The sequence below is a fragment of the Porticoccus hydrocarbonoclasticus MCTG13d genome (assembly GCF_000744735.1).
GTDB classification, from domain to species: Bacteria; Pseudomonadota; Gammaproteobacteria; order Pseudomonadales; family Porticoccaceae; genus Porticoccus; species Porticoccus hydrocarbonoclasticus.
The window spans coordinates 646931-667372 of record NZ_JQMM01000001.1 but is presented as its reverse complement, the minus strand read 5'-3'; the positions used below and the strand labels follow the sequence as shown (position 1 = coordinate 667372).

At 52.5% G+C, this 20442-nt stretch carries 14 protein-coding genes; 8 read left to right on the top strand and 6 right to left on the bottom strand.

Going from position 1 to position 20442, the window contains the following annotated elements; translation table 11 throughout:
- Both U740_RS03240 and U740_RS03235 read right to left on the bottom strand, forming a co-directional pair.
- Positions 1-1269, bottom strand: coding sequence for a dicarboxylate/amino acid:cation symporter (locus U740_RS03240; protein WP_036858924.1), 1269 nt, complete (start codon positions 1267-1269; stop codon positions 1-3).
- A 58-nt stretch (positions 1270-1327) separates the two neighbouring features.
- On the bottom strand, positions 1328-3205 hold the full coding sequence (locus U740_RS03235; RefSeq protein WP_235189806.1) for an MFS transporter: 1878 nt from the start codon (positions 3203-3205) through the stop codon (positions 1328-1330).
- Between the two features lie 120 nt (positions 3206-3325).
- On the opposite strand from U740_RS03235, the gene U740_RS03230 reads away from it, so the two are divergent.
- Together U740_RS03230 and hemW are read left to right on the top strand one after the other, a co-directional pair.
- Entirely contained in the window at positions 3326-4360 is a 1035-nt protein-coding gene (locus tag U740_RS03230; RefSeq protein ID WP_036858921.1) for a lipid A deacylase LpxR family protein, read from the top strand.
- Between the two features lie 122 nt (positions 4361-4482).
- Positions 4483-5637: a radical SAM family heme chaperone HemW gene (gene hemW, locus U740_RS03225; RefSeq protein ID WP_051921168.1), complete on the top strand. Its 1155-nt coding sequence runs from the start codon at positions 4483-4485 to the stop codon at positions 5635-5637.
- Between the two features lie 23 nt (positions 5638-5660).
- Here the strand turns inward: hemW and U740_RS03220 are convergent, their stop codons facing one another.
- On the bottom strand, positions 5661-6701 hold the full coding sequence (locus tag U740_RS03220; RefSeq protein ID WP_036858918.1) for a methyltransferase domain-containing protein: 1041 nt from the start codon (positions 6699-6701) through the stop codon (positions 5661-5663).
- Positions 6702-6931: 230 nt separating this feature from the next.
- Between U740_RS03220 and ppk1 the strand changes: the two genes are divergently transcribed.
- Entirely contained in the window at positions 6932-9007 is a 2076-nt protein-coding gene (ppk1, locus tag U740_RS03215; RefSeq protein ID WP_235189805.1) for a polyphosphate kinase 1, read from the top strand.
- Between the two features lies 1 nt (position 9008).
- Here ppk1 and U740_RS03210 read toward each other — a convergent pair whose 3' ends face one another.
- Entirely contained in the window at positions 9009-10520 is a 1512-nt protein-coding gene (locus tag U740_RS03210; RefSeq protein WP_200877030.1) for a Ppx/GppA phosphatase family protein, read from the bottom strand.
- Positions 10521-10677: 157 nt separating this feature from the next.
- On the opposite strand from U740_RS03210, the gene trxA reads away from it, so the two are divergent.
- Both trxA and rho read left to right on the top strand, forming a co-directional pair.
- Entirely contained in the window at positions 10678-11004 is a 327-nt protein-coding gene (gene trxA / locus U740_RS03205; protein WP_036858915.1) for a thioredoxin TrxA, read from the top strand.
- Between the two features lie 222 nt (positions 11005-11226).
- Positions 11227-12486: a transcription termination factor Rho gene (gene rho, locus U740_RS03200; protein ID WP_036861129.1), complete on the top strand. Its 1260-nt coding sequence runs from the start codon at positions 11227-11229 to the stop codon at positions 12484-12486.
- 71 nt (positions 12487-12557) lie between these two features.
- On the opposite strand, the gene pdxH is transcribed toward rho, so the two are convergent.
- A complete protein-coding gene (gene pdxH, locus U740_RS03195) occupies positions 12558-13193 on the bottom strand; it encodes a pyridoxamine 5'-phosphate oxidase (RefSeq protein WP_036858912.1) in 636 nt (211 codons plus the stop codon).
- A 214-nt stretch (positions 13194-13407) separates the two neighbouring features.
- Here pdxH and U740_RS03190 point away from each other — a divergent pair, with 214 nt between their 5' ends.
- The 3 genes from U740_RS03190 (at position 13408) to U740_RS03180 (ending at position 19212) form a co-directional block, all read left to right on the top strand.
- Positions 13408-15504 (top strand): TonB-dependent receptor plug domain-containing protein, encoded by a 2097-nt coding sequence (locus tag U740_RS03190; protein WP_036858910.1) that lies wholly within the window; start codon positions 13408-13410, stop codon positions 15502-15504.
- An 88-nt stretch (positions 15505-15592) separates the two neighbouring features.
- Complete coding sequence (locus U740_RS03185; protein WP_081890820.1) at positions 15593-16564, top strand: ABC transporter substrate-binding protein; 972 nt, start codon at positions 15593-15595, stop codon at positions 16562-16564.
- Positions 16561-19212 carry an ATP-binding protein gene (locus U740_RS03180; RefSeq protein WP_036858907.1) on the top strand — a complete coding sequence of 884 codons (2652 nt, stop codon included), beginning with the start codon at positions 16561-16563 and terminating at the stop codon, positions 19210-19212. Before U740_RS03185 ends, U740_RS03180 begins: the two co-directional genes overlap by 4 nt.
- 44 nt (positions 19213-19256) lie before the next feature.
- Here the strand turns inward: U740_RS03180 and U740_RS03175 are convergent, their stop codons facing one another.
- Positions 19257-20426, bottom strand: a complete 1170-nt coding sequence (locus tag U740_RS03175) for a 3-phosphoglycerate dehydrogenase family protein (RefSeq protein ID WP_036858904.1) — start codon at positions 20424-20426, stop codon at positions 19257-19259.
- Between the last annotated feature and the right edge of the window lie 16 nt (positions 20427-20442).

Sequence of the window (20442 nt, the reverse complement as noted above, 5' to 3'; positions counted from 1 at the left end):
TCAAACGAGCAAACCCTGCTCACCCTCACTTCTGGCAATGACCACTGCGCCACAGGAATCACTGAAAACGTTCACTGAGGTTCGCAACATATCCAGAATACGGTCAGTCACCAGCAACATGCCGATCGCTTCCAGCGGCAGGCCAATGACCCCGAGAATCACCGTAATAGCCACCAGACTGGCCGACGGAATCCCCGCCACCCCAATCGATGTCAGCAGCGCCACCAGCACAATCGTAAACTGGGTGACAAAACTGAGCTCCAGACCATAGGCCTGGGCGATAAAGATAGCGGCAACGCATTCATAGAGGGCCGTGCCATCCATGTTGATCGTCGCACCCAGGGGCAGCACAAAGGCACTGGTGCGATTGGATACCCCGGCATTTTTTTCTACACATTCGATCGTCACCGGCAACGTACCGGATGAAGAGGCTGTTGAAAATGCGGTGAGCATGGCCGGCAGCATGGCCCGGTAATGCTTCAACGGGTTCAGACCGGCGAATCGCAGCACCAGTGCAAGGATAACAAAAGTATGAATCGCCAATGCCAGCACCACCGTAATAAAAAACATCATCAAAGGCTGGAAAGCATCAAACCCGGTAGCCAGGATGGTTTTGGCGACCAACCCCAACACGCCCAGCGGTGCAAATTTCATGATGAACAGAGTAATTTCCATCATGGTCTCGTAAACACCATTCCAGAAACCCAACAGGGTCTGCGCAGGTTCTTTGCTGATGCGAGTCATGAACACCCCAAACAGCAGGCTGAAAAAAATCAGCCCCAACATCTGGCCATCCGACGCTGCCTTGACGATATTGGGCGGCACCATGCGCAGAAATACTCCGGTAATATCTCCGACACCCCGGCCCTCGACAGCTGCCAGCTGGGAAGTTACCGCCTCCGGTTCGCTGAGATTGAGCCGGCTACCCGCTGCCTCACCGTCAACAACGCCGGGGGACAGGAGATTGACCAGCAACAAACCAACCAAGATTGCCAGCAGGCTGCTGCAAAGGTAGAAACCAATGGTCTTGGCACCTAGCCGCCCGAGATTGTCGCTGCCGCCCAGACCGGCGATACCCACGATGATTGAGGACATCACCAAGGGCACAATGAGCATCTTCAGCGCGTTAAGAAACAGCACCCCGATAAAGTCAAAGATACTGTAGAGGCTCACACCCAGCACGGTGGTTTTCACATCGAACAGGAGGCCGATGACGACGGCGGCAAGGATCGCAATCAACATTTGCCAGTGTAATTTTAACTTTCCCATTTCTGTTTCCTAGCTTTGATAGGCTTGATGGCCAGCGGATCGAAGCTAACCACCATAGTTATTTTATGTCACCCCGCAATTCAGTAACTTCAGCCTGCAAACGCTCGGCTGAAGCCTGTTCGCCAGGTATCGGGGCACCCGCAATCACCGCCACCTGACGCCAGCCCGGTCGAAACGGCTTTCTGAATGCACCACCGTGACTGCGACTGAAAAAACTCTTCCAAAGGCCCTGTAGTGCCATTGGCACTACCCTTACCGGATTACGGACCAGTATTTGCTCAATGCCTTTTTTAAAGGTATCGATCTCGCCATCCTCGGTGAGCTTGCCCTCCGGAAAGAGGCAGAGCAACTGACCTCTGTTCAATGCCCCGTCAATCATTTCCATGGCCCGTTGATAGGCTGCCGGATCCTCACCCTTTGAACAAATCGGAATGGCACCGCCGGTGCGAAAAATAAAATTCAGTACCGGTAACTCGTAAATCGGTTTATACATGACAAAGCAAATCGGTCGCCGCACCGCACCGGCCAGCAACAGCGCATCCACATAACTGACATGATTGCAGACCAGAATGGCGGGGCCTTTCAGTGGTATCAGATCCAGACCGCGATGTTTTACCCGGTAAAGGCTGTGGCCTATCAGCCATACCAGAAAGCGCATGGTGAACTCGGGCACCTGCAGAAAAATAAACACCGCCACGGCAATATTCATCAGCGCCAGCACCAGGAACAATTCCTCAATGCGGAAACCTGCCGCGCCGAGAAACAGAATGCCCAATAGGCTGGCCAACACCATAAAAAATGCGTTGAGAATATTGTTGCTGCCGATAATCCGGGCACGCAGCTGTGGCTCGGTGCGCGCCTGCACCATGGCGTAGAGTGGCACGATATACAGACCACCAAAGAGTCCGAGTAGTGCTATATCCAGCAACACGCGCAATCCGTCGGGACGGAGTATGAAACCGGCGACGGCAACAGGGTTTTCGGCGGTGTAACCGGTGGCGGCAAAATACAGATCAATGCCAAACAGACTGAGGCCGATAGCACCCAGTGGTACCAGGCCAATTTCCACTTGGGCACCACTCAATCGGCCACAGAGCATTGCCCCCAAAGCCACACCAACGGTAAAGGCCGAGAGTATCAGGGCAATGACCCCCGGTGTGCCCCTCAGCACGGTGATGGTGAAGTTGGGCATCTGGGTCAAATAACTGGCCCCCAACATCCAGAACCAGGAAATACCCAGAATCGCCAGAAACACAGTCTGCTTCTCAGTGGCCAGTCTGATCAGCTGCCAGCTGATCCTAGGTGTATTCCAGTCAATCCTGAGCGAAGGAGCCCGGGCTTCAGCCAGCGGAATTTGCCGACTGCTGTACCACCCGGTCACAGCCACACAGATTACAACAGCACCCACCAACCAATGCGCACTGGCCGTTCCGCCCAGCAAACTGCCGGCAATCGTACCAACCAGAATCGCCACAAAGGTTCCCATCCCCACTCGGGCGTTGCCTGCCAGCAATTCGTCCTCACCGAGGTGCTGAGGTAAAATGGCGTACTTTACCGGTCCAAAAAAAGCGGATTGTGCGCCCATCAGAAACAGGACTGCCAACAGCAACCAGAGAGCCCCGAGCCAGAAAGCCAGCGCGCCAAGCATCATGATCAGTATTTCAGCCAGCTTGATACGCCGGATAACAAGCGATTTCTCGTGTTTGTCAGCCAATTGGCCGGCGAGGGCAGAAAACAGGAAGAAAGGCAGGATAAACAGGCCCGCCGCTAGATTGACGACCGTGTTAACATTGGCAGCCTCGGCGATACCAGCACTGACGATCATCACCAGAAGCGCATTTTTAAACAGATTATCGTTAAGGGCACCGAAAAACTGGGTCAGAAAAAGTGGCAGAAACCGCCGGGCTTTCATCAGTTCATTGCTGCTGTTACTCACCCACGCATCCTCTTTATTCCTCAGGCTGACATATTGCCGTTGCACCCGGTGTTATTCAATGACATTGCCCGGGCACCCCACCACGGCACATAATCAACCCCAAGCTTTGCCGGGTTCACCATGAAATACCTGCTGATACTGTTTGTTGTGCTATTTCCCACCGTTGGCCTCAGTGCCGAGGGGGATGACGAACGCTTTTGCAGCACCATCAACCTGTACCTCGAAAATGATCTGTTTGGTGAAACAGACCAACACTACACCAACGGTATCCGCTTCTCCTGTGTGTCACAGGATCTCACCTCCTACCTTAAAGACCCTGATCTGCCCGGTTGGGTCAGGGAAGCAAACCATCGACTACGATTTTTTCACAGCCTGAAGGATGCGGAGACCCTGCAGCGCAATCTGGTAATCAGTGCCGGCCAATTGATCTTTACCCCGGGTGAAAAGGACATCTCCACACTGATCGAAGATGACAGGCCCTATGCCGGATACCTCTACCTCGGGTTTGCCTACCATATCCGCGACCGGGAACAGTTGGATACCCTTGAACTCAACGTGGGCATGGTGGGGCCCGCATCCCTGGCAGAAGATACGCAGGATCTGATTCATGAGGTTCGCGATATCGATAAATTTCAGGGCTGGGATCACCAGCTGGAAAACGAGCTTGGCCTGCAGTTGGTCTATGAACACAAGCGGCGCTATAAACTGACCGAACAGTGGCCCCAGCAGGACGCCATTGTTCACGCCGGTGGCAGCCTCGGCAATGTAGCCACCTACCTTAATTTTGGTGCCGAGTACCGGATTGGCTGGCAGTTACCCGAGGATTTCGGCACCGCAGCCCTGCGGCCCGGAGGTGATAACAGTGCGCCGGGGCGGGGCGATAGACGCCATTGCCGGCTGCCCATCTGTGGTTTGCATGCCTTTGTGTCCTTTGATACCCGGGTGGTGGCAAGGGATATTTTTCTCGACGGCAATACCTTTGAAGACAGCCATCGAGTCCATCGTCGGCCAGTGGTGGGGGATGCCGCCGTGGGCTTCAGTTTTCTGGTGGCCGGCTGGAAAGTCTCCTACGCAAAGGTGTTCCGCACCCGTGAATTTGAACAGCAGCGCAATACCCATCAGTACGGCTCCCTATCCTTTTCCTATTCCTGGTAATCCCGCCTGGCAGGACGGCAACACCGGATTGCCGGGAACAATGACGCTCTAACCGCTTGATTGCGGGCATCAACACAGAAAAATAAACCGCCTCCGCGCGGTGAGATGCTAAAATCTGCGCCATGCATGACACCCTTCTCAGCCTGCCTCCCCTGTCACTATACGTCCACATCCCCTGGTGTATCCGCAAGTGCCCATACTGCGACTTTAACTCCCACGCCAGTGACGGACACTTGCCTGAGGACCAATATGTCCAGGCTCTGATCCGCGAGCTGGAGATAGAGTTGCCCTATGCACAGGGTAGAAAACTGTCCTCCATTTTTTTTGGCGGGGGAACACCAAGCCTTTTTTCCGCCGAGAGTATCGGCAGGATTATTCAGGCAGCCCGGCGACGCTTCGATTTTAACGACACCATTGAAATCACACTGGAAGCGAATCCCGGCACCTTTGAGCAGGCAAAATTCAATGGTTTTCGTGACGTGGGCGTCAACCGACTGTCAATTGGCATTCAAAGCTTTGATGATCGCCACTTGACAAGACTGGGCCGGATCCACTCGGCAGAAAATGCCCGTGCCGCTGTAGCAATGGCCCAATCCGCCGGTTTTGACAATATCAACCTGGACCTGATGCACGGCCTGCCCACACAAACCGGGGCGGAAGCAATAGCTGACCTGCAACAGGCCATTGATCTCGCACCCGTGCATATTTCCTGGTACCAACTGACCATCGAACCCAACACCGAGTTCTATCGCCGTCCACCCACCCTGCCGGCTGAGGATGTGCTCGATACCATTCAGGAAAGCGGCCATCAATTATTGGTGGATAACGGCTATTTTCAATATGAAGTCTCTGCTTTTTGTCGCGAGAAAAAATTTGCGCTGCACAACAGGAATTATTGGGAATTTGGCGATTATCTGGGTATTGGTGCCGGGGCGCATGGCAAGATCACACTGCCCGATGAGCAGCGCATTACCCGCACGGCAAAAACACGCAACCCGGGGGATTATCTGGCCAGGGAAAATTCATTTATTGCCAGCTGTAAAAACATTCCCGAAAACGAACTGGCGCTGGAATTCATGATGAATGCCCTGCGTCTCAATCACGGTGTGGAAAAACCGTATTTTGAAGAGAGAACCGGTATTTCTCTTAATAAAATCAATGGGGTTTGTGAAAAATTGATTGCTGCAGGTTTGCTGGAAAATTCGCCTTCACATATTGTCACGACAAAAAAAGGTCACCGGTTTTTAAACACAGTACTGTGCTATTTCAGCGAATAACTCGCTGTTTTTTCAGAAATTTTTCAACAACAGCCCGATGTTTTACTGCCATCATTACCAAAGGGCAAATCAATGCCACAGCCTTTGAAAATACCCCGATGACAGTGGAAATCACCCTGAAATTCAAAATGCTCCGCAAAGCGGGTCTCCCTCAACATCCGGTAACTATTACCGCAAACCGGAAAGTTTTTTCCCGTTTCTATCCGGTGATGACAGTCCAGTAAAAAATGGTTTTCTGAACCCGGAATAGTCCCCTTGTAGATCACTGACTGGCCGTAGTCTTCACAGGCCGGTTCGAGATTTTCCAGCTTGAAAAGCCGGTAGGTTGCCGAGTAAAAACGCAGCGGGCCAACTTTCTCCACTATGTCAGGATTGCCAACGCTCAGCGGACGATCCTCAACCAGTCTCGGATCGGCAAAACCGACCTGCCGGGCCAGTTGCAGAAAGTCGTTCCAGTAGAGTGCCCCGGCCAGACACTCACCGTAGAGGACAGGGTCATTTGACAGCTCGACAGGAACCCGCCGATCGGCATAGACATCGGAAAAATACAATTCACCACCGGGCTTCAATAACCGATGGGCCTGGGCCAGAACCGCTCGCTTGTCGGGGGACAGGTTAATCACGCAATTCGAGACAATCACGTCAAAACTTGCATCGGCCAGATCCAGCTCATCAAGGTTTTCCAGATAGCCTTTGATAAAACGCACATTGGCTTTTTTGAAGCCAAAGGCATCCCGGTGAAACTCGATGTGACGGTTGGCAACAGCCAGTTGTTCGTCCGTCATATCCACACCCACCACTTCACCGGTCTCACCGACCAAAGCGGAAAGCACATAGCAATCCTGCCCCGAGCCACTGCCCAGATCCAGGATCCTGAGACCACTCAGCAGCGCCGGGGCAATCAAGCCGCAGCCGTAGTATTTGCCACTCACTTCCGGGTGTATTTTTGCCATGATCGGCTTGATGGCATCGGGAACACTGTCAACCGTGCAGCAGGCATCCGTCTGCAAATCCTCGGAACCCTGCAATGCCCTGCCGTAATAGTCTTTAACGATATCGTACATGGGACTCCTTAGCTCGCCTCAACATTGCCATCAGTGACACACCGGCGACTATACATTTTACCGACCCCGACAACCGCTTCTGGGATGTACAAATTACGCCGTTGTTACAGATTGTCTAAAATTTGTCACAGACGACAGGGACAATAGGTGATTGTCTTGTTTGTTGCACTGTATCTATTATGAACAATATAACTGAATTGACCCATCAAACTATAAAACCGGAATCCCGCATGTCTGAAGAACAGATCGACATTGGCCATGCAAAACACTTCATCAACCGCCACATAAGCCTGATGCAGTTCAATCTGCGTGTTCTGGAGCAGGCACTGAATGAAGATTACCCACTGTTGGAACGATTCCAGTTTCTGATGATTTTCAACAGCAATATGGACGAATTTTTTGAAATCCGACTGGCGGGGCTGAAACGGCAAATCAGCTTTGCACGGGAAGTCGTCAACGTCGATGGCATGCCGCCTAGGGATGTCCTCCAGGTCCTCAGCGAGCAGTGTAAAGTGGCCACCAGTCGACAGTATCAAATCCTCAACGAGTTACTGTTACCCGCACTGGAGCAGGAAAAAATCCGGGTGCTCAATCGCCACCAGTGGAGTCCGGAGGTGGCGCTTTGGGCCGAAGACTATTTTCGTCATCAGGTGATGCCCGTGATCAGTCCCATCGGTCTCGACCCCGCCCATCCATTTCCCCGGCTGGTCAACAAAAGCCTCAATTTTATTGTTTCGCTGGAAGGCAAGGATGCCTTTGGGCGGGATAGTGGTATGGCCATCGTGCCGGCACCACGCTCGCTGCCGAGACTGGTGAGGTTGCCCGATGAACTCTGTGTCGATGGCGACAATTTTGTGCTGCTCTCATCACTGATGCATGCCCACATTGATGACCTGTTCAATGGCATGAGCGCTACCGGCTGCTACCAGTTTCGGATCACCCGCGATGCAGACCTCGACCTGAATGCCGCTGAAGTGGAAGATATTGCCCGGGCGCTTCGCGGCGAATTGCACTCGCGACGTTTTGGTAGCGCTGTGCGGCTGGAAGTGGATCAGAACTGTCCGGCCGAACTGGTAAATTTTTTATTGCGGGAGTACAACCTGAGCGAGGGCGAACTCTACCGGGTGGCTGGCCCGGTGAATCTCGGACGGATGATGCAACTGCGGCAGATGCTGAATCGTCCTGATCTACTGTTCCCACCCATGATTCCCTCTATTCCCAGAACATTGCGACTGTCGGATAACAGCATTCTGGATATGGTGCGAAAAGAGGATATTCTGCTGCACCATCCGTTTCAGTCATTTACCCCGATCATTGATCTGCTGCGCCAGGCCGCCAGAGACAGTGCCGTGCTATCGATCAAGATGACGCTCTATCGCACCGGTGCCTCCTCAGAAATTGTCGATGCACTGCTGGAGTCCGCCAGAGCTGGTAAAGAAGTGACGGTCGTCATCGAACTGAGAGCCCGGTTCGATGAAGAGGAAAACCTGCAACTGGCAACCCACCTGCAGGAGGCAGGTGCTGTGGTCACCTATGGCGTGGTTGGCTATAAAACCCACGCCAAGGCACTCCTGATTGTCCGCCGGGAAAACAACCAGTTACGTCGCTATGTCCATCTGGGTACAGGCAACTATCACTCGGGCAATGCCCGCCTGTATACCGATTACAGTCTGCTGACGGCAGACCTGGATCTGTGCAGCGATGTGCATAAAATCTTCCAGCAGCTCACGGGGATGGGCAAGGCAGAACGCATCAAAACCCTGTTCAGCGCCCCTTTTACACTGAAAAAAAATCTGGTGCGACTGATAGATGCGGAGGCTGAAGCCGCCCGGCAGGGTAAGGAAGCCCATATTATCATCAAGGTAAACGCACTGACCGAATCGAAAATCATCACCTCGCTGTACGAAGCAAGCAATGCCGGGGTCAAAATTGATTTGATTGTCCGTGGGATGTGTTGTCTGCGACCGGGGATTGCCGGCGTATCCGAGAATATCCAGGTGCGCTCCATCATCGGACGATTTCTGGAACACTCACGAGTATATTATTTTCTCAACTCCTCACCGCATATCTACTGTGCCAGCGCCGATGCAATGGAGCGCAATCTGATGCATCGGGTAGAAATCTGTTTCCCCATCCTGAGCGGCCGGTTACAGGCCAGAATACGCAACGAACTGCAAAGCTATCTCACCGACAATTGCCAGAGCTGGGTGCTCCAGCCCGACGGGCAATATCTGCTCAACCACCCCGCTCAAGGGGCCACCCGCTATGCCGCCCAACAGGAATTGCTGGACAAGCTGGCAGATTAGCTCAACGACTGCTGAACTTCAGCTGAAAACCGATTTTCTTCAGATACCGTTGCTCCGATGTCAGTGCTGCGCTGGTCAGCGGGTGGCGCTGTAGCCAATCGGCATCAAAGAACAGCGTGACTTCTGACCCCTTCACCTTCATGACAAACATCGGTTTGCCCTCCACAGGTGTCACATACTTAAACAGCGCGGCCAATCGCATCAGAATACAGAGACGCTTTAAGCGGATGCGCTGCCCTGCTTCGTAACTGACAAATTCACCCGCCGGAAACTTTTGCCGGTGACTACGAACCAGAAGTGCCAGTTCCCGCTGCATCTGTTTACTGAAACCTGCCAGATCAGAATGCTCTATAAGGTATTGCCCATGTTTGTGGAACTGACTGTGCGCAATACTCAAACCCACTTCATGCAATCTGGCCGCCCAGCACAGCAGCGCCCGGTCAGACTCGTCCAACTGCCAGTCATCGGCCACGGCATCGAATAGCAGGGTGGCCATGGACTCCACCTGATCCGCATTTTGCTGATCTGCCTCCGATCGCAACATCAGCGCCATCACGCTGCGCTCCCGAACATCCTCGTGTTCAAACCGGCCCATGATTTCATAGATGACCCCCTCCCTGAGAGCGCCACTGGAGGTATTTATCTGCTGAATATTCAATGCGTCGAAAATGGCACAGGTGATGGCAACACCCGAAACAATCACCCCACGCCGGCGCTCGCTCAAACCCGATAATTCAGACAGTGAATTGATGTCCTTATATTGCAACAGCAACTTCTTCAAACGCCCCAGATTGGCCGCACTGATACCTTCTTCGGCCCAGCCCTTGTCAATAATCAGCTTTTCAATGCTGGTCATGGTGCCCGAGGAACCCACCCCATTATCCCAACCATGGTTTTTATAGGCCTTACGAATTTTCAGCACTTCCTGATAGGCAGCGCGGTAGGCTTTTTCAAAACGTTTCGGCGAGATTTTCCCCTGCCGGAAGTATCGATCACGGTAGGTCACACAACCCATATGCAGACTTTCACGCAATTTGGCTTCAAAACGCTGGCCGATAATAAATTCCGTACTGCCGCCACCGATATCCACCACTAGGCGGGAGTTATCGTCATCGGCAAGGGTGTGAGCCACTCCGAGATAGATAAGCCGGGCCTCTTCACGACCGGAAATCACCTCCACCGGATAACCCATCAGCGCTTCCGCCTGCCTGATAAAGAGTGGAGCATTTTTTGCGGCGCGCAGCGCGTTGGTTCCCACGATCCGAACCTGTTCCGGCTGCAGCGTATCCAGGGCCTGACGAAAACGTGCCAGGCAGGCGAGTCCTCTCTCCATGGCCTCCGGGGCCAATCGGTTTGACTTCATACCGGCACCCAACTGGACCCGGCCGCCAAAACGCTCCACGGGTCGCATTTCGTTTTGCGTCACCCGGGCAACAATCATGTGAAAGCTGTTTGAGCCGAGGTCAATCGCTGCCAGTGTCTTGCCCTGACCATTTGCCACGGAATTTTGCAATGCGGGTTTTCCTTGTGGTTTAGTAAGGCTACCGGCACTATAGTCGGCACCATCAGATCGCCTTCCGGAAGATTTGTTACCTGCCCGGGACGGGTGTTATGATTTGTAACAATTCTACCCCCTTACGATTTAATTCACATTATTCTGGAGATCCCCAATGAGCGACAACATCGTTCACGTAACCGATGCCAGTTTCGCAAGCGAAGTGCTTGGATCAGACTTGCCGGTACTCGTTGATTTCTGGGCTGCATGGTGCGGCCCCTGCAAGATGATTGCACCTATTCTGGATGAATTGGCAAACGAATATGCTGGCAAGGTCAAGATTTGCAAGGTGGATGTGGACTCAAACCCCGAGACACCGGCAAAATTCAATGTTCGCGGTATCCCGACATTGATCCTGTTCAAGGATAGCAATATTGAAGCCACCAAGGTCGGGGCTCTGTCCAAAACCCAACTGGTTGAATTCATTGAAGCCGGTCTCTGATCAATCGTCTCATCATACTGAGTGGCGTGCCTTTGGCCCGGCCACTCAGATTGTTGCGCTTTAGAGTAGGCCCCCCTATACTGCGACTGTCCCCGCCGAACTCCCAGGCGAGAGGCCTTACCAAAAAACCCCATTTAGCCCTTCCAGGACACCAAAGATAATTTTCGGCCGGTTGTCAGCCTGCCTCAAATCCTAACAACAATTATTACTATGTCTGTATTTATGAATCTGACCGAGCTCAAGACTAAACCTATCGATGAACTACTGAAACTTGCCGAGGAAATCGGCCTGGATAATCTGGCCCGCTCACGCAAGCAGGATGTCATCTTCAGCATTCTCAAACGGCATGCAAAAAGTGGCGAGGACATCTACGGAGATGGCGTTCTTGAAATACTCCCAGACGGCTTTGGTTTTTTAAGATCCGCCGACAGTTCCTACCTGGCGGGCCCGGATGATATCTATGTATCCCCAAGTCAGATCCGCCGGTTCAACCTGAGAACCGGGGACAGCATTTCCGGCAAAATCCGACCACCCAAAGAGGGTGAGCGCTACTTTGCCATGCTCAAGCTCGACGAAATCAATTTTGACAAGCCGGAAAACGCCCGTAACAAAATTCTGTTTGAAAACCTCACACCGCTGTTTCCCGATGAGCGGCTGGTACTGGAAGCCGGCAATGGCTCTACCGAGGACCTGACTCCCCGAATTATCGATCTGGTTTCACCCATTGGCAAAGGCCAGCGCGGTCTCATCGTGGCTCCGCCCAAAGCCGGGAAAACCATTCTTATGCAGCACACCGCCCAATCGATCATCCGCAACAACCCAGAGTGTTACATCATGGTGTTGCTGATCGATGAGCGTCCGGAAGAAGTGACTGAAATGCAGCGCTCTGTGCGCGGTGAGGTAATTGCCTCCACCTTTGACGAACCGCCCTCACGCCACGTTCAGGTTGCTGAGATGGTTATCGAAAAAGCGAAGCGACTGGTGGAACACAAAAAAGATGTGGTCATTCTACTCGACTCGGTGACACGATTGGCTCGGGCCTATAACACCGTCCAACCCTCATCGGGCAAAGTGCTGACCGGGGGTGTGGATGCCCACGCCCTGGAACGACCCAAGCGCTTTTTTGGTGCTGCCAGAAATATCGAGCAGGGTGGCAGTCTTACCATTATCGCCACAGCACTGGTAGAAACCGGCTCCAAAATGGACGAAGTCATTTATGAGGAATTCAAGGGCACCGGCAACATGGAGCTGCACCTGGATCGAAAAATGGCAGAGAAGCGTATATATCCCGCTATCAATATCCGCCGCTCCGGCACCCGTCGCGAAGATCTGTTAATGGGTGAAGAAGAACTGCAACGGGTGTGGATTTTGCGCAAACTCCTCCACAGCATGGAAGACTCTGATGCCACTGAATTTCTCATCGATAAACTGAAAGACTCCAAAACCAATGATGAGTTTTTCCTGTCGATGAAACGCAAATAGTCTCAAGCGGCATCAAAAAACCTGGCTAATGCCAGGTTTTTTCTGTGAGAGCTGCCTCGACATTGAGGCAGTCATGGTGCCAACCTCAAAATTGCCCAACCATTCTCGGCTCTGAGGTATTGAAAACGGTCATGCAGACGGTTTTCTCCGCCCTGCCAGAATTCAAATTCGCCAGGCACCACCCGGTACCCGCCCCAAAAATCCGGCACCGGTATCTCGCCAGCAGCAAACTTCTCTTTCATTTGTATGAATTGGGCTTCCAGTGCCTGCCGGGAGCTGAGCCGGCTGCTCTGCTGCGAGGCCCAGGCTGCCAGCTGACTCCCCCGTGGACGCTTGAGAAAATAGCTTAGAACTTCGGTTTTCGTGAGTCTTTCCACCTGCCCGCCGACAATCACCTGCCGATCCATCCGCATCCAGGGGAAAATGAGGCTGACATTCGGGTTGCCTGACATCTCTCTGGCTTTGCGACTACCCAGGTTGGTATAGAACATCAATCCTCTCTCATCCATACCCTTTAACAATACGGTGCGTTGCCAGGGTTTACCTTCAGCGTTGACCGTCGCAAGACACATCGCCGTAGGATCGGATAAATCCGAGTGAATGGCCTGCTCCATCCAAAGGTTGAATTGTTCGAAGGGAGACTCCTTAAGTGACTCCCTGCGCAAGCGTCCATACTGGTATTCACGACGACTATCTTCCAGCGACATCAATTACTCTCCTCAACCATAAGCCGGCATTCTAGCCCGGATCAGGACCTACTGCTGCTATTGGATTGATACTGCGACCCTGCCACTCAACCCGATAATAAGGTTTACAGGAGTTTTCTTTATCCCGGAAGCAATAAACAGCTGATATTCCCGCATCGGGGACTTAGAATAAACCCTTGCAAAAAGATTATGCCAATTCTCCCGGGAGCACGTTATGTCTCGCGCCACACTGAGCCTGACAGTAACGGGTTTACTCTTCAGTCAGCTGGTTCTCAGTCAACCCAAATCCGCGTTCATTACTGAAGAGGATATGCTCGGTGAGCTACCCTCGGTTTCCTCCGTGGCACGGATGGTTCAACCCCTGAACCAGGTTCCTGCAAGTGTCACCATTATCGATCAACAATTGATCAAGGCTTCAGGCGCCATGACCTGGGTCGATGTCTTTCGCCTGGTGCCCGGCTTCGAATCCTACTATATCAATGGCAATCGCTACGGTATCGGTTATCACGGCTTTGGCCGCGAGTTTCCGAACCATCTGGAAATCATGGTCGATGGCCGGCCCATCTATGACCCGGTGTTTGCCAATACTGAATGGGGCTCTCTGGGTATCAGTCTGGAAGATATTGACCATATTGAGATTGTTCGAGGGTCAAATGCCCCGGCCTTCGGCTCCAATGCATTTCTCGGCGCGGTAAACATCATCACCCGCAAACCTGTGCAGGAGCGTGGCTGGCAGGTCGGCGTGACAGCGGGAGACCAGCAAACCCGGGAAACCACTGTTCGTTACAGCGGCAATGCCGACAAGCTGGATTACCGTGTCAGTTTCAATTACCAGCACAACGACGGCTTCCCACCCGTAAGTTCCGGCGACAACCGAGGGCCAATGAAGGACGGCAGGGAAATGCTGGCCCTGAACCTGCGTGCTATGTACACCCCGAATATTACAGATACATTCGACCTGCAAGCCGGGTACACACACAACAATTCTGGTTGGGGTGATGCGGACAGTCCGGCGGAGTACGCTGATGTCCAGTTCAAAAACCAATACCAGTCCCTGAAGTGGAACCGGGATCTGATCAACGGAGACGGGCTGCAAATCCATTTGTACCACAACCGAATTGAGGGTGAGAACTATATCAACCAGGGGCTGGTTTCCAACCTGTTGTCGGAGGAACTCGGATTCACCATTACCCCGGAACAGGTGCCGGGCTTTTTTCAGATGATTGACCCGACCCTGGATATTGAAGATCAACACTATATCGTCGGCTTTCAGGGCATTGATTCAGAGCGCTACGACGTGGAACTGGAACATCGCCTGCATCTGACCCCCAATTTGCGAGCCACCTGGGGGGCAGGCCTGCGCTACGACAATATCAGTGGCAAGACAGTATTTGGCCATGGTGGCGATGAATCGCTGACCAGTCGGCGGCTTTTCGGGCACATGGAGTGGGAGGCCAGTTCCCGCTGGACCATGAATACCGGTCTGATGATCGAAAACAACGTCCTGGTGGACACGATTGCATCCGGCAGAATCGCCGCCAATTACCACTTCAATCCTCTCCACACCCTTCGCATAGGTTATGCCATTGGTCGGCGCTCCCCCTCTCTGGGTGAGGCCCGGGAGCTGAATGTGGATGTTCTCGCCGACCAGATACTGGTCCAGGCGATTCGTAAATCTGCTGAAAGTGTCGAGGAAGAGCGACTGAAAAGCCTTGAACTGGGCTATCTGGCCCAGTTGCCCACACAGGGACTGACCTTTGATGTCAGACTGTTTCGAGAATCCGTTAAAGATGGCATCGATACCTACCAGGCACCTGCTGATCTGGGTATTCCGTCGCTCGGTCTGGATGAAACCATATCAGTTCGCGACAATAACAGTCGCTGGGTAACACGGGGAGCGGAACTACAACTCCGCTATCAGCCCACAGAACACACTCTGATCAATGCCCACTACAGCTACCGGGATGTGGACAGCTTTTATATTTCCCGTTATGAACCCTACTTTCAGATCAAGGATCATGACGAACGCGCACCGCGACATACGGCAGGCATGCTGCTGTTTCAGCGATTTGCTGCAGGCTGGTCCTCAGGCATCAATATCTACCATATGACCGCAGCGGACTGGCGTGATGGCAACCCTGTAGAACAGTTTGTCCGGGTAGACGCCCATCTGGGTTATGATTTTGCTGTGGGTTCAAGCACCGGAAACCTGTCACTTATCGGCCAAAACCTGGGGGGTGACTATATGGAGCATGCTCAAAACAATGTTTTTGAAACCAGACTTTTTTTACGTCTCGTGCTGAATTTTTGATGTGTTTGACCTTATTGCTCCAGACAAAATCATAGCGGCTGGGGGATGAAAGGTCTTACGCTCAATAGCAGCGTTACTTAGGGAAGACATGTTGAAGCGACCGGTAAGGAAACAAGGTATCTTTGCAACCCTCTCCACTACTGGACTCCTTGTCCTTTCCCTTTTGATGTGCCCGGTAACACAGGCAGACATCTTATTACTGTTATCCAGCGACGCCTCTTATTACCTTGAAACCGCCGACTCACTCCAGGACACGGTCAACAAAACACTGCCCGGAAACCCCGGTTTCAGTATCATTAACCTCCATAAAACCAAGCTGCCAGAGCATCAGGATCCCCACTACCAACTCATTGTTGCCATCGGAAGCTATGCAACTCGCGAGGTGGTTAACTGGGGAGGGGACATACCTGTGCTCAGTATTTTCACCCCAAAAAATGCCTATGAATCTGCCTGGTCAACCCACGATAAAGCCCCAGCGCGCCAGGCTTCTGCAATTTTTCTGGATCAACCCCTCAGCCGGGTAATCACACTTGCATCATTGCTAAAACCCGAAGCTACTCGGTTCAGCACCATATTTGGTCCCGTCTCGAGGGGGTTGGAGGCAGAGCTGGAGACACTTACCGCTGAACGTGGCCTGGTTCTCAAACACGGCTACCTCGACCGGGAGGACAACCCTGTGTCGGTTCTGCGTCCCGTGGTCAGTGGTACCGACCTCTTTATTGCCCTGCCGGATCAGGCTGTCCTTAACCGGGCAATCGCCAAGTGGATTCTCCACCTCAGCTTTCAACAAAAGGTCCCGGTTATCGGCTTCTCAAAGGCCTATACCGTCGCAGGGGCATTGGCCTCTATTTTTTCTTCGCCTGATGACATTGGCAGGCAGGCAGGTGAACACATCAGTCAATGGTTGCGCAATCCGGAAAGCACCCTCGGCGAGCCCCAATATCCCCGCTATTTCAGTATATCCACCAACCCGGCCATAGCGCGATCGCTCGGTATATCCCTGCCGTCAGACAGTACGCTTTATACAAGCATCCAAAAGCAGGAGCAGGCAGTAAAATGACTGAAGGCCCATTGCTCAGCAAGTCGATTCATCAGCGGTTTCTTGTGGTGGCTCTTTTCCCGTTGTTGTTAACCATCACGTTGCTGACGCTCTACACGATTGATGCCCGGCGGGGTGACCTGTCAGAAAACCTTTATCAATCCGGAGAAATGACATCGGATTATCTGGCGACAATTTCGGATCTGTCACTCTACTCGCGAAACATCAAGTTACTCGCAAACACATCGGCGGCGGCCATTCGCCTGCCCGACGTATCCGGCGTCGCTTTTATAGACCGCACAGAGAAGCTAGTCCTGAATTCCGGGGATATACCTCCGGCAGCACTGGGGTCCTCACCGGACAAACAACCCTTGCAGCTGGACAATCACGTCTACTTCAAGAAACCCGTTTATCTGGTGGGCGTTGAGTTCAGTGATTACGAGGAAGAAGCCGCGCAGGTGGTCGATAATGAACTGATCGGCTGGGTTATCGTCGCGATTGATCAGGCCCGTTTGCACCAGAAGCAGCGTCAGATTATTTTTACCTCTCTCTGGCTATCCCTTCTGGGGCTTATTATTGCCTTTGTACTGACCTACTATCTGAGCCTGGGGTTGATTGCTCCGATTCAGCACCTCACCGCCGTCATAAAAAAAATGGCCCGCGGCAACCTCAGCATCAGGGCCAAAACCGGAACCCGCGACGAACTTGCCATTCTCGCGAGTGGCATCAACCAACTGGCAGAATCAATTACCGAGGGCAGACAAAATCTTGAATATCGGATTAATCTCGCTACCAGCCAGTTACAGGATACCCTCGAGAGCCTGCAAACAAAAAACCGTGAACTGGAATTGTCACGACAGGAAGCGGAAACAGCAAATCAGTCAAAGAGTGATTTTCTGGCACGGATGAGCCATGAACTGCGTACTCCCATAACCTCCATCCAGGGATTTGTACACTTACTGGATGTCAGTGTCATGTCTGAAACAGACCGTCACTACTGCCAGATTATTGATCAATCCGCACTCCAGCTACTGACTCTGATTGACGATATTCTGGCTTGTTCAAAACTCCAGTCCAATACCGTTGAGCTCGAACAGCAGCCAATAGATCTGGCGGAATGCATAGAGCAGGTCAGCGCCCTATTTTCTCCCCAGGCACAACACAAGGGCCTTTGTATCGCAGTGGATTATGCTCCCGATGTGTTGTTGCACCGGGTGGGAGATATGATCCGGCTACAGCAGATTTTGAGCAATCTGATTGCCAATGCTATCAAATTCTCCGAACAGGGCGGGGTTTTCATCTCCCTGAAAACCAATTCGGCACAAGCCGTTATTATCGAAGTGCTGGATACCGGTATCGGTATTTCCGCCGACGCCCAAGGCCTGCTCTTTAATGCCTTTACCCAGGCAGACACCTCCATATCCCGCCACTATGGCGGGACCGGACTGGGACTTTCGATTGTCAAAAGTCTGGTTGATTTGATGGAGGGAGACATAGACCTGGAGAGCCGGGAGGGCAGGGGCTCCACCTTCCGTATAACGCTACCACTACCACTCAGTGAGACCCAGCCTAACTGGAAAATCAGGCCCTGCAAGGTGGTAATTGCCAGCTGTAACGAATTTACAACACTGGCACTCAGACACGCTCTGGAACGATTCGGGGTAAACGATATTCTCGTCACCGATTACGACCATTTGCTGAATACCGCATTACAGCTTGAAGCCAGCGACCGGGTTATTGTCTGCATACCTGCCCCTCAGGGTGCCAGAGATGATCTCCCGAAACTCATGGTGCAGTTGCGCAACGCAACCAGGGCCAAGCTGATTCTGACAGCATCACAGCTGAATTTTTATCAGCAATTCAACGCCAAGGAACGGGCAGGACTCAATCCGGTGGCATTTCTATCAATGCCACCACCGCTGTCAGAGCTCCACCGCTCATTGAATGAAAATGGCCCGTCACAGGACCTGATCGCCATTACGCCGGTAAATAGCCAACTCCTTGATGGCGTGAATATCCTGATTGCCGAAGATAACCAGTTCACCAGTCTGCTACTGGATACTTTGCTAAGCAAGATGGGGGCCTACTGCACACTGACAAACAACGGCAACGAAGCCCTCGCGGCTTGCCAACATGACACCTTTGACCTGTTGCTGGTGGACATACACATGCCCCAGAAAAATGGCATTGACACCCTGATAGCTCTGCGACGCAGCAATAATCCCAATGCACGGATTCCGGCCCTGGCCCTGACAGCGGATATACTTCAGCAGGAGGAAAGAGCGTTGTTTGATGCCGGGGCAAACGGTTTACAACTCAAACCACTCAACGAAAATGAATTACTTGCCAACATCTGCAAACTACTCAGCATCAGACCTCCCACAGAGGTACCAGTCCCATCCTCGCAAGAAGGGGACGTTTCCGTAAATCTATTCCGTCAGGAAGTCAGAGATCTGTTGAAAAAAGCACGTCAGGCCGTGGCCGATGACGACCTTGCCGAACTGCGCGAACAGGTTCACCAATTGTTGGGTATCGCCGGTGTTTTCAAACTGACGACATTGGAACAACTGGTGAGGCACCTTCACGAACAGATCAAGGCCGGATCGTTGACATCCGTTTCAGCACTGCTCGACAAGATTGACCGAGAGGCTGAGTGGATCGACCTGTAGCAATCGTTAAAAAGGCTCTATCAGGTGTATTACTGTATACCTGCTCAGACAGACCGAACTGCCACCACACCCTCAACGTCGGCAATGGCTTTGAGCAGGTCGTTAGTTGGCTGGGTGGCAACATCAATAATGTTGTAGGCGATGCCATCACGACTCTGATTTACCATGTCGATAACATTCATGTCTTGATCCGCCAGCAGAGACAGCACATGACCTAATACCTTCGGCACATTCTCGTTACTGAACGTGATTCGATAGCCACCGTTTCTGGCCATTTTGGTATTCGGAAAATTCACCGAATTTCGAATGTTGCCGTTTTCCAGATAGTCCATGAGCTGATCGGCAGCCATCATGGCACAGTTCTCTTCAGCCTCTTCCGTGCTGGCGCCAATATGCGGCATGCAGAGTACATCCTTGCGACCGAGCAGCGCCGGTACTGGGAAATCGGTGACATACTTCGCCAGACGCTTTTCGTCCAATGCCGCCGTGATCGCTGCCAAATCGACCACTTCCTCCCGGGCAAAGTTTAGTAGAACTGTAGAGGGTCTGATACAGCGCAGAGCTTCAGCATTGATCAGATGACGCGTTGCCTCCATGGCAGGCACATGCAGGGAAATGAAGTCGGAGCAAGCCAGCAAACTCTGCAGGTTCTCGACCTTCTGAACCCGCCTGGACAGACGCCAGGCCGCTTCCACAGAAATTGCCGGATCATAGCCGGCTACGTTCATCCCGAGCTCAAGAGCCATATTGGCCACCAGCGCACCTATGGCACCGAGGCCGACGACACCCAGGGTCTTGCCAGCCACTTCACAGCCGGCAAACTGCTTTTTCTGTTTCTCCAGCAGTTTCGACATCTCTGCATCATCTGTAATGGCAGTGAGCCCTTGCACGTAATTCATACCGCCAAAAATATCTCTGGATGCGAGAAATAATGCGGAAGCTACCAGCTCCTTCACCGCATTGGCATTGGCACCCGGGGTGTTAAATACCACGATGCCGCGCTTGGTATACTCAGCCACCGGAATATTATTGACTCCGGCACCGGCTCGAGCCACCGCCTTGACACTCTCGGCAATACTTTCTTCGTGCAGTTTCTGGCTACGCAGCAAAATCGCATCTGGCTGCGAAAATTCACTGGCTATCTCGTAATGTTCTCTGGGAAAACGATCCAGTCCTTTGGTAGAAATCTGGTTATAGGTCCGCACTTTATACATGGTTTTTTCTCACGCA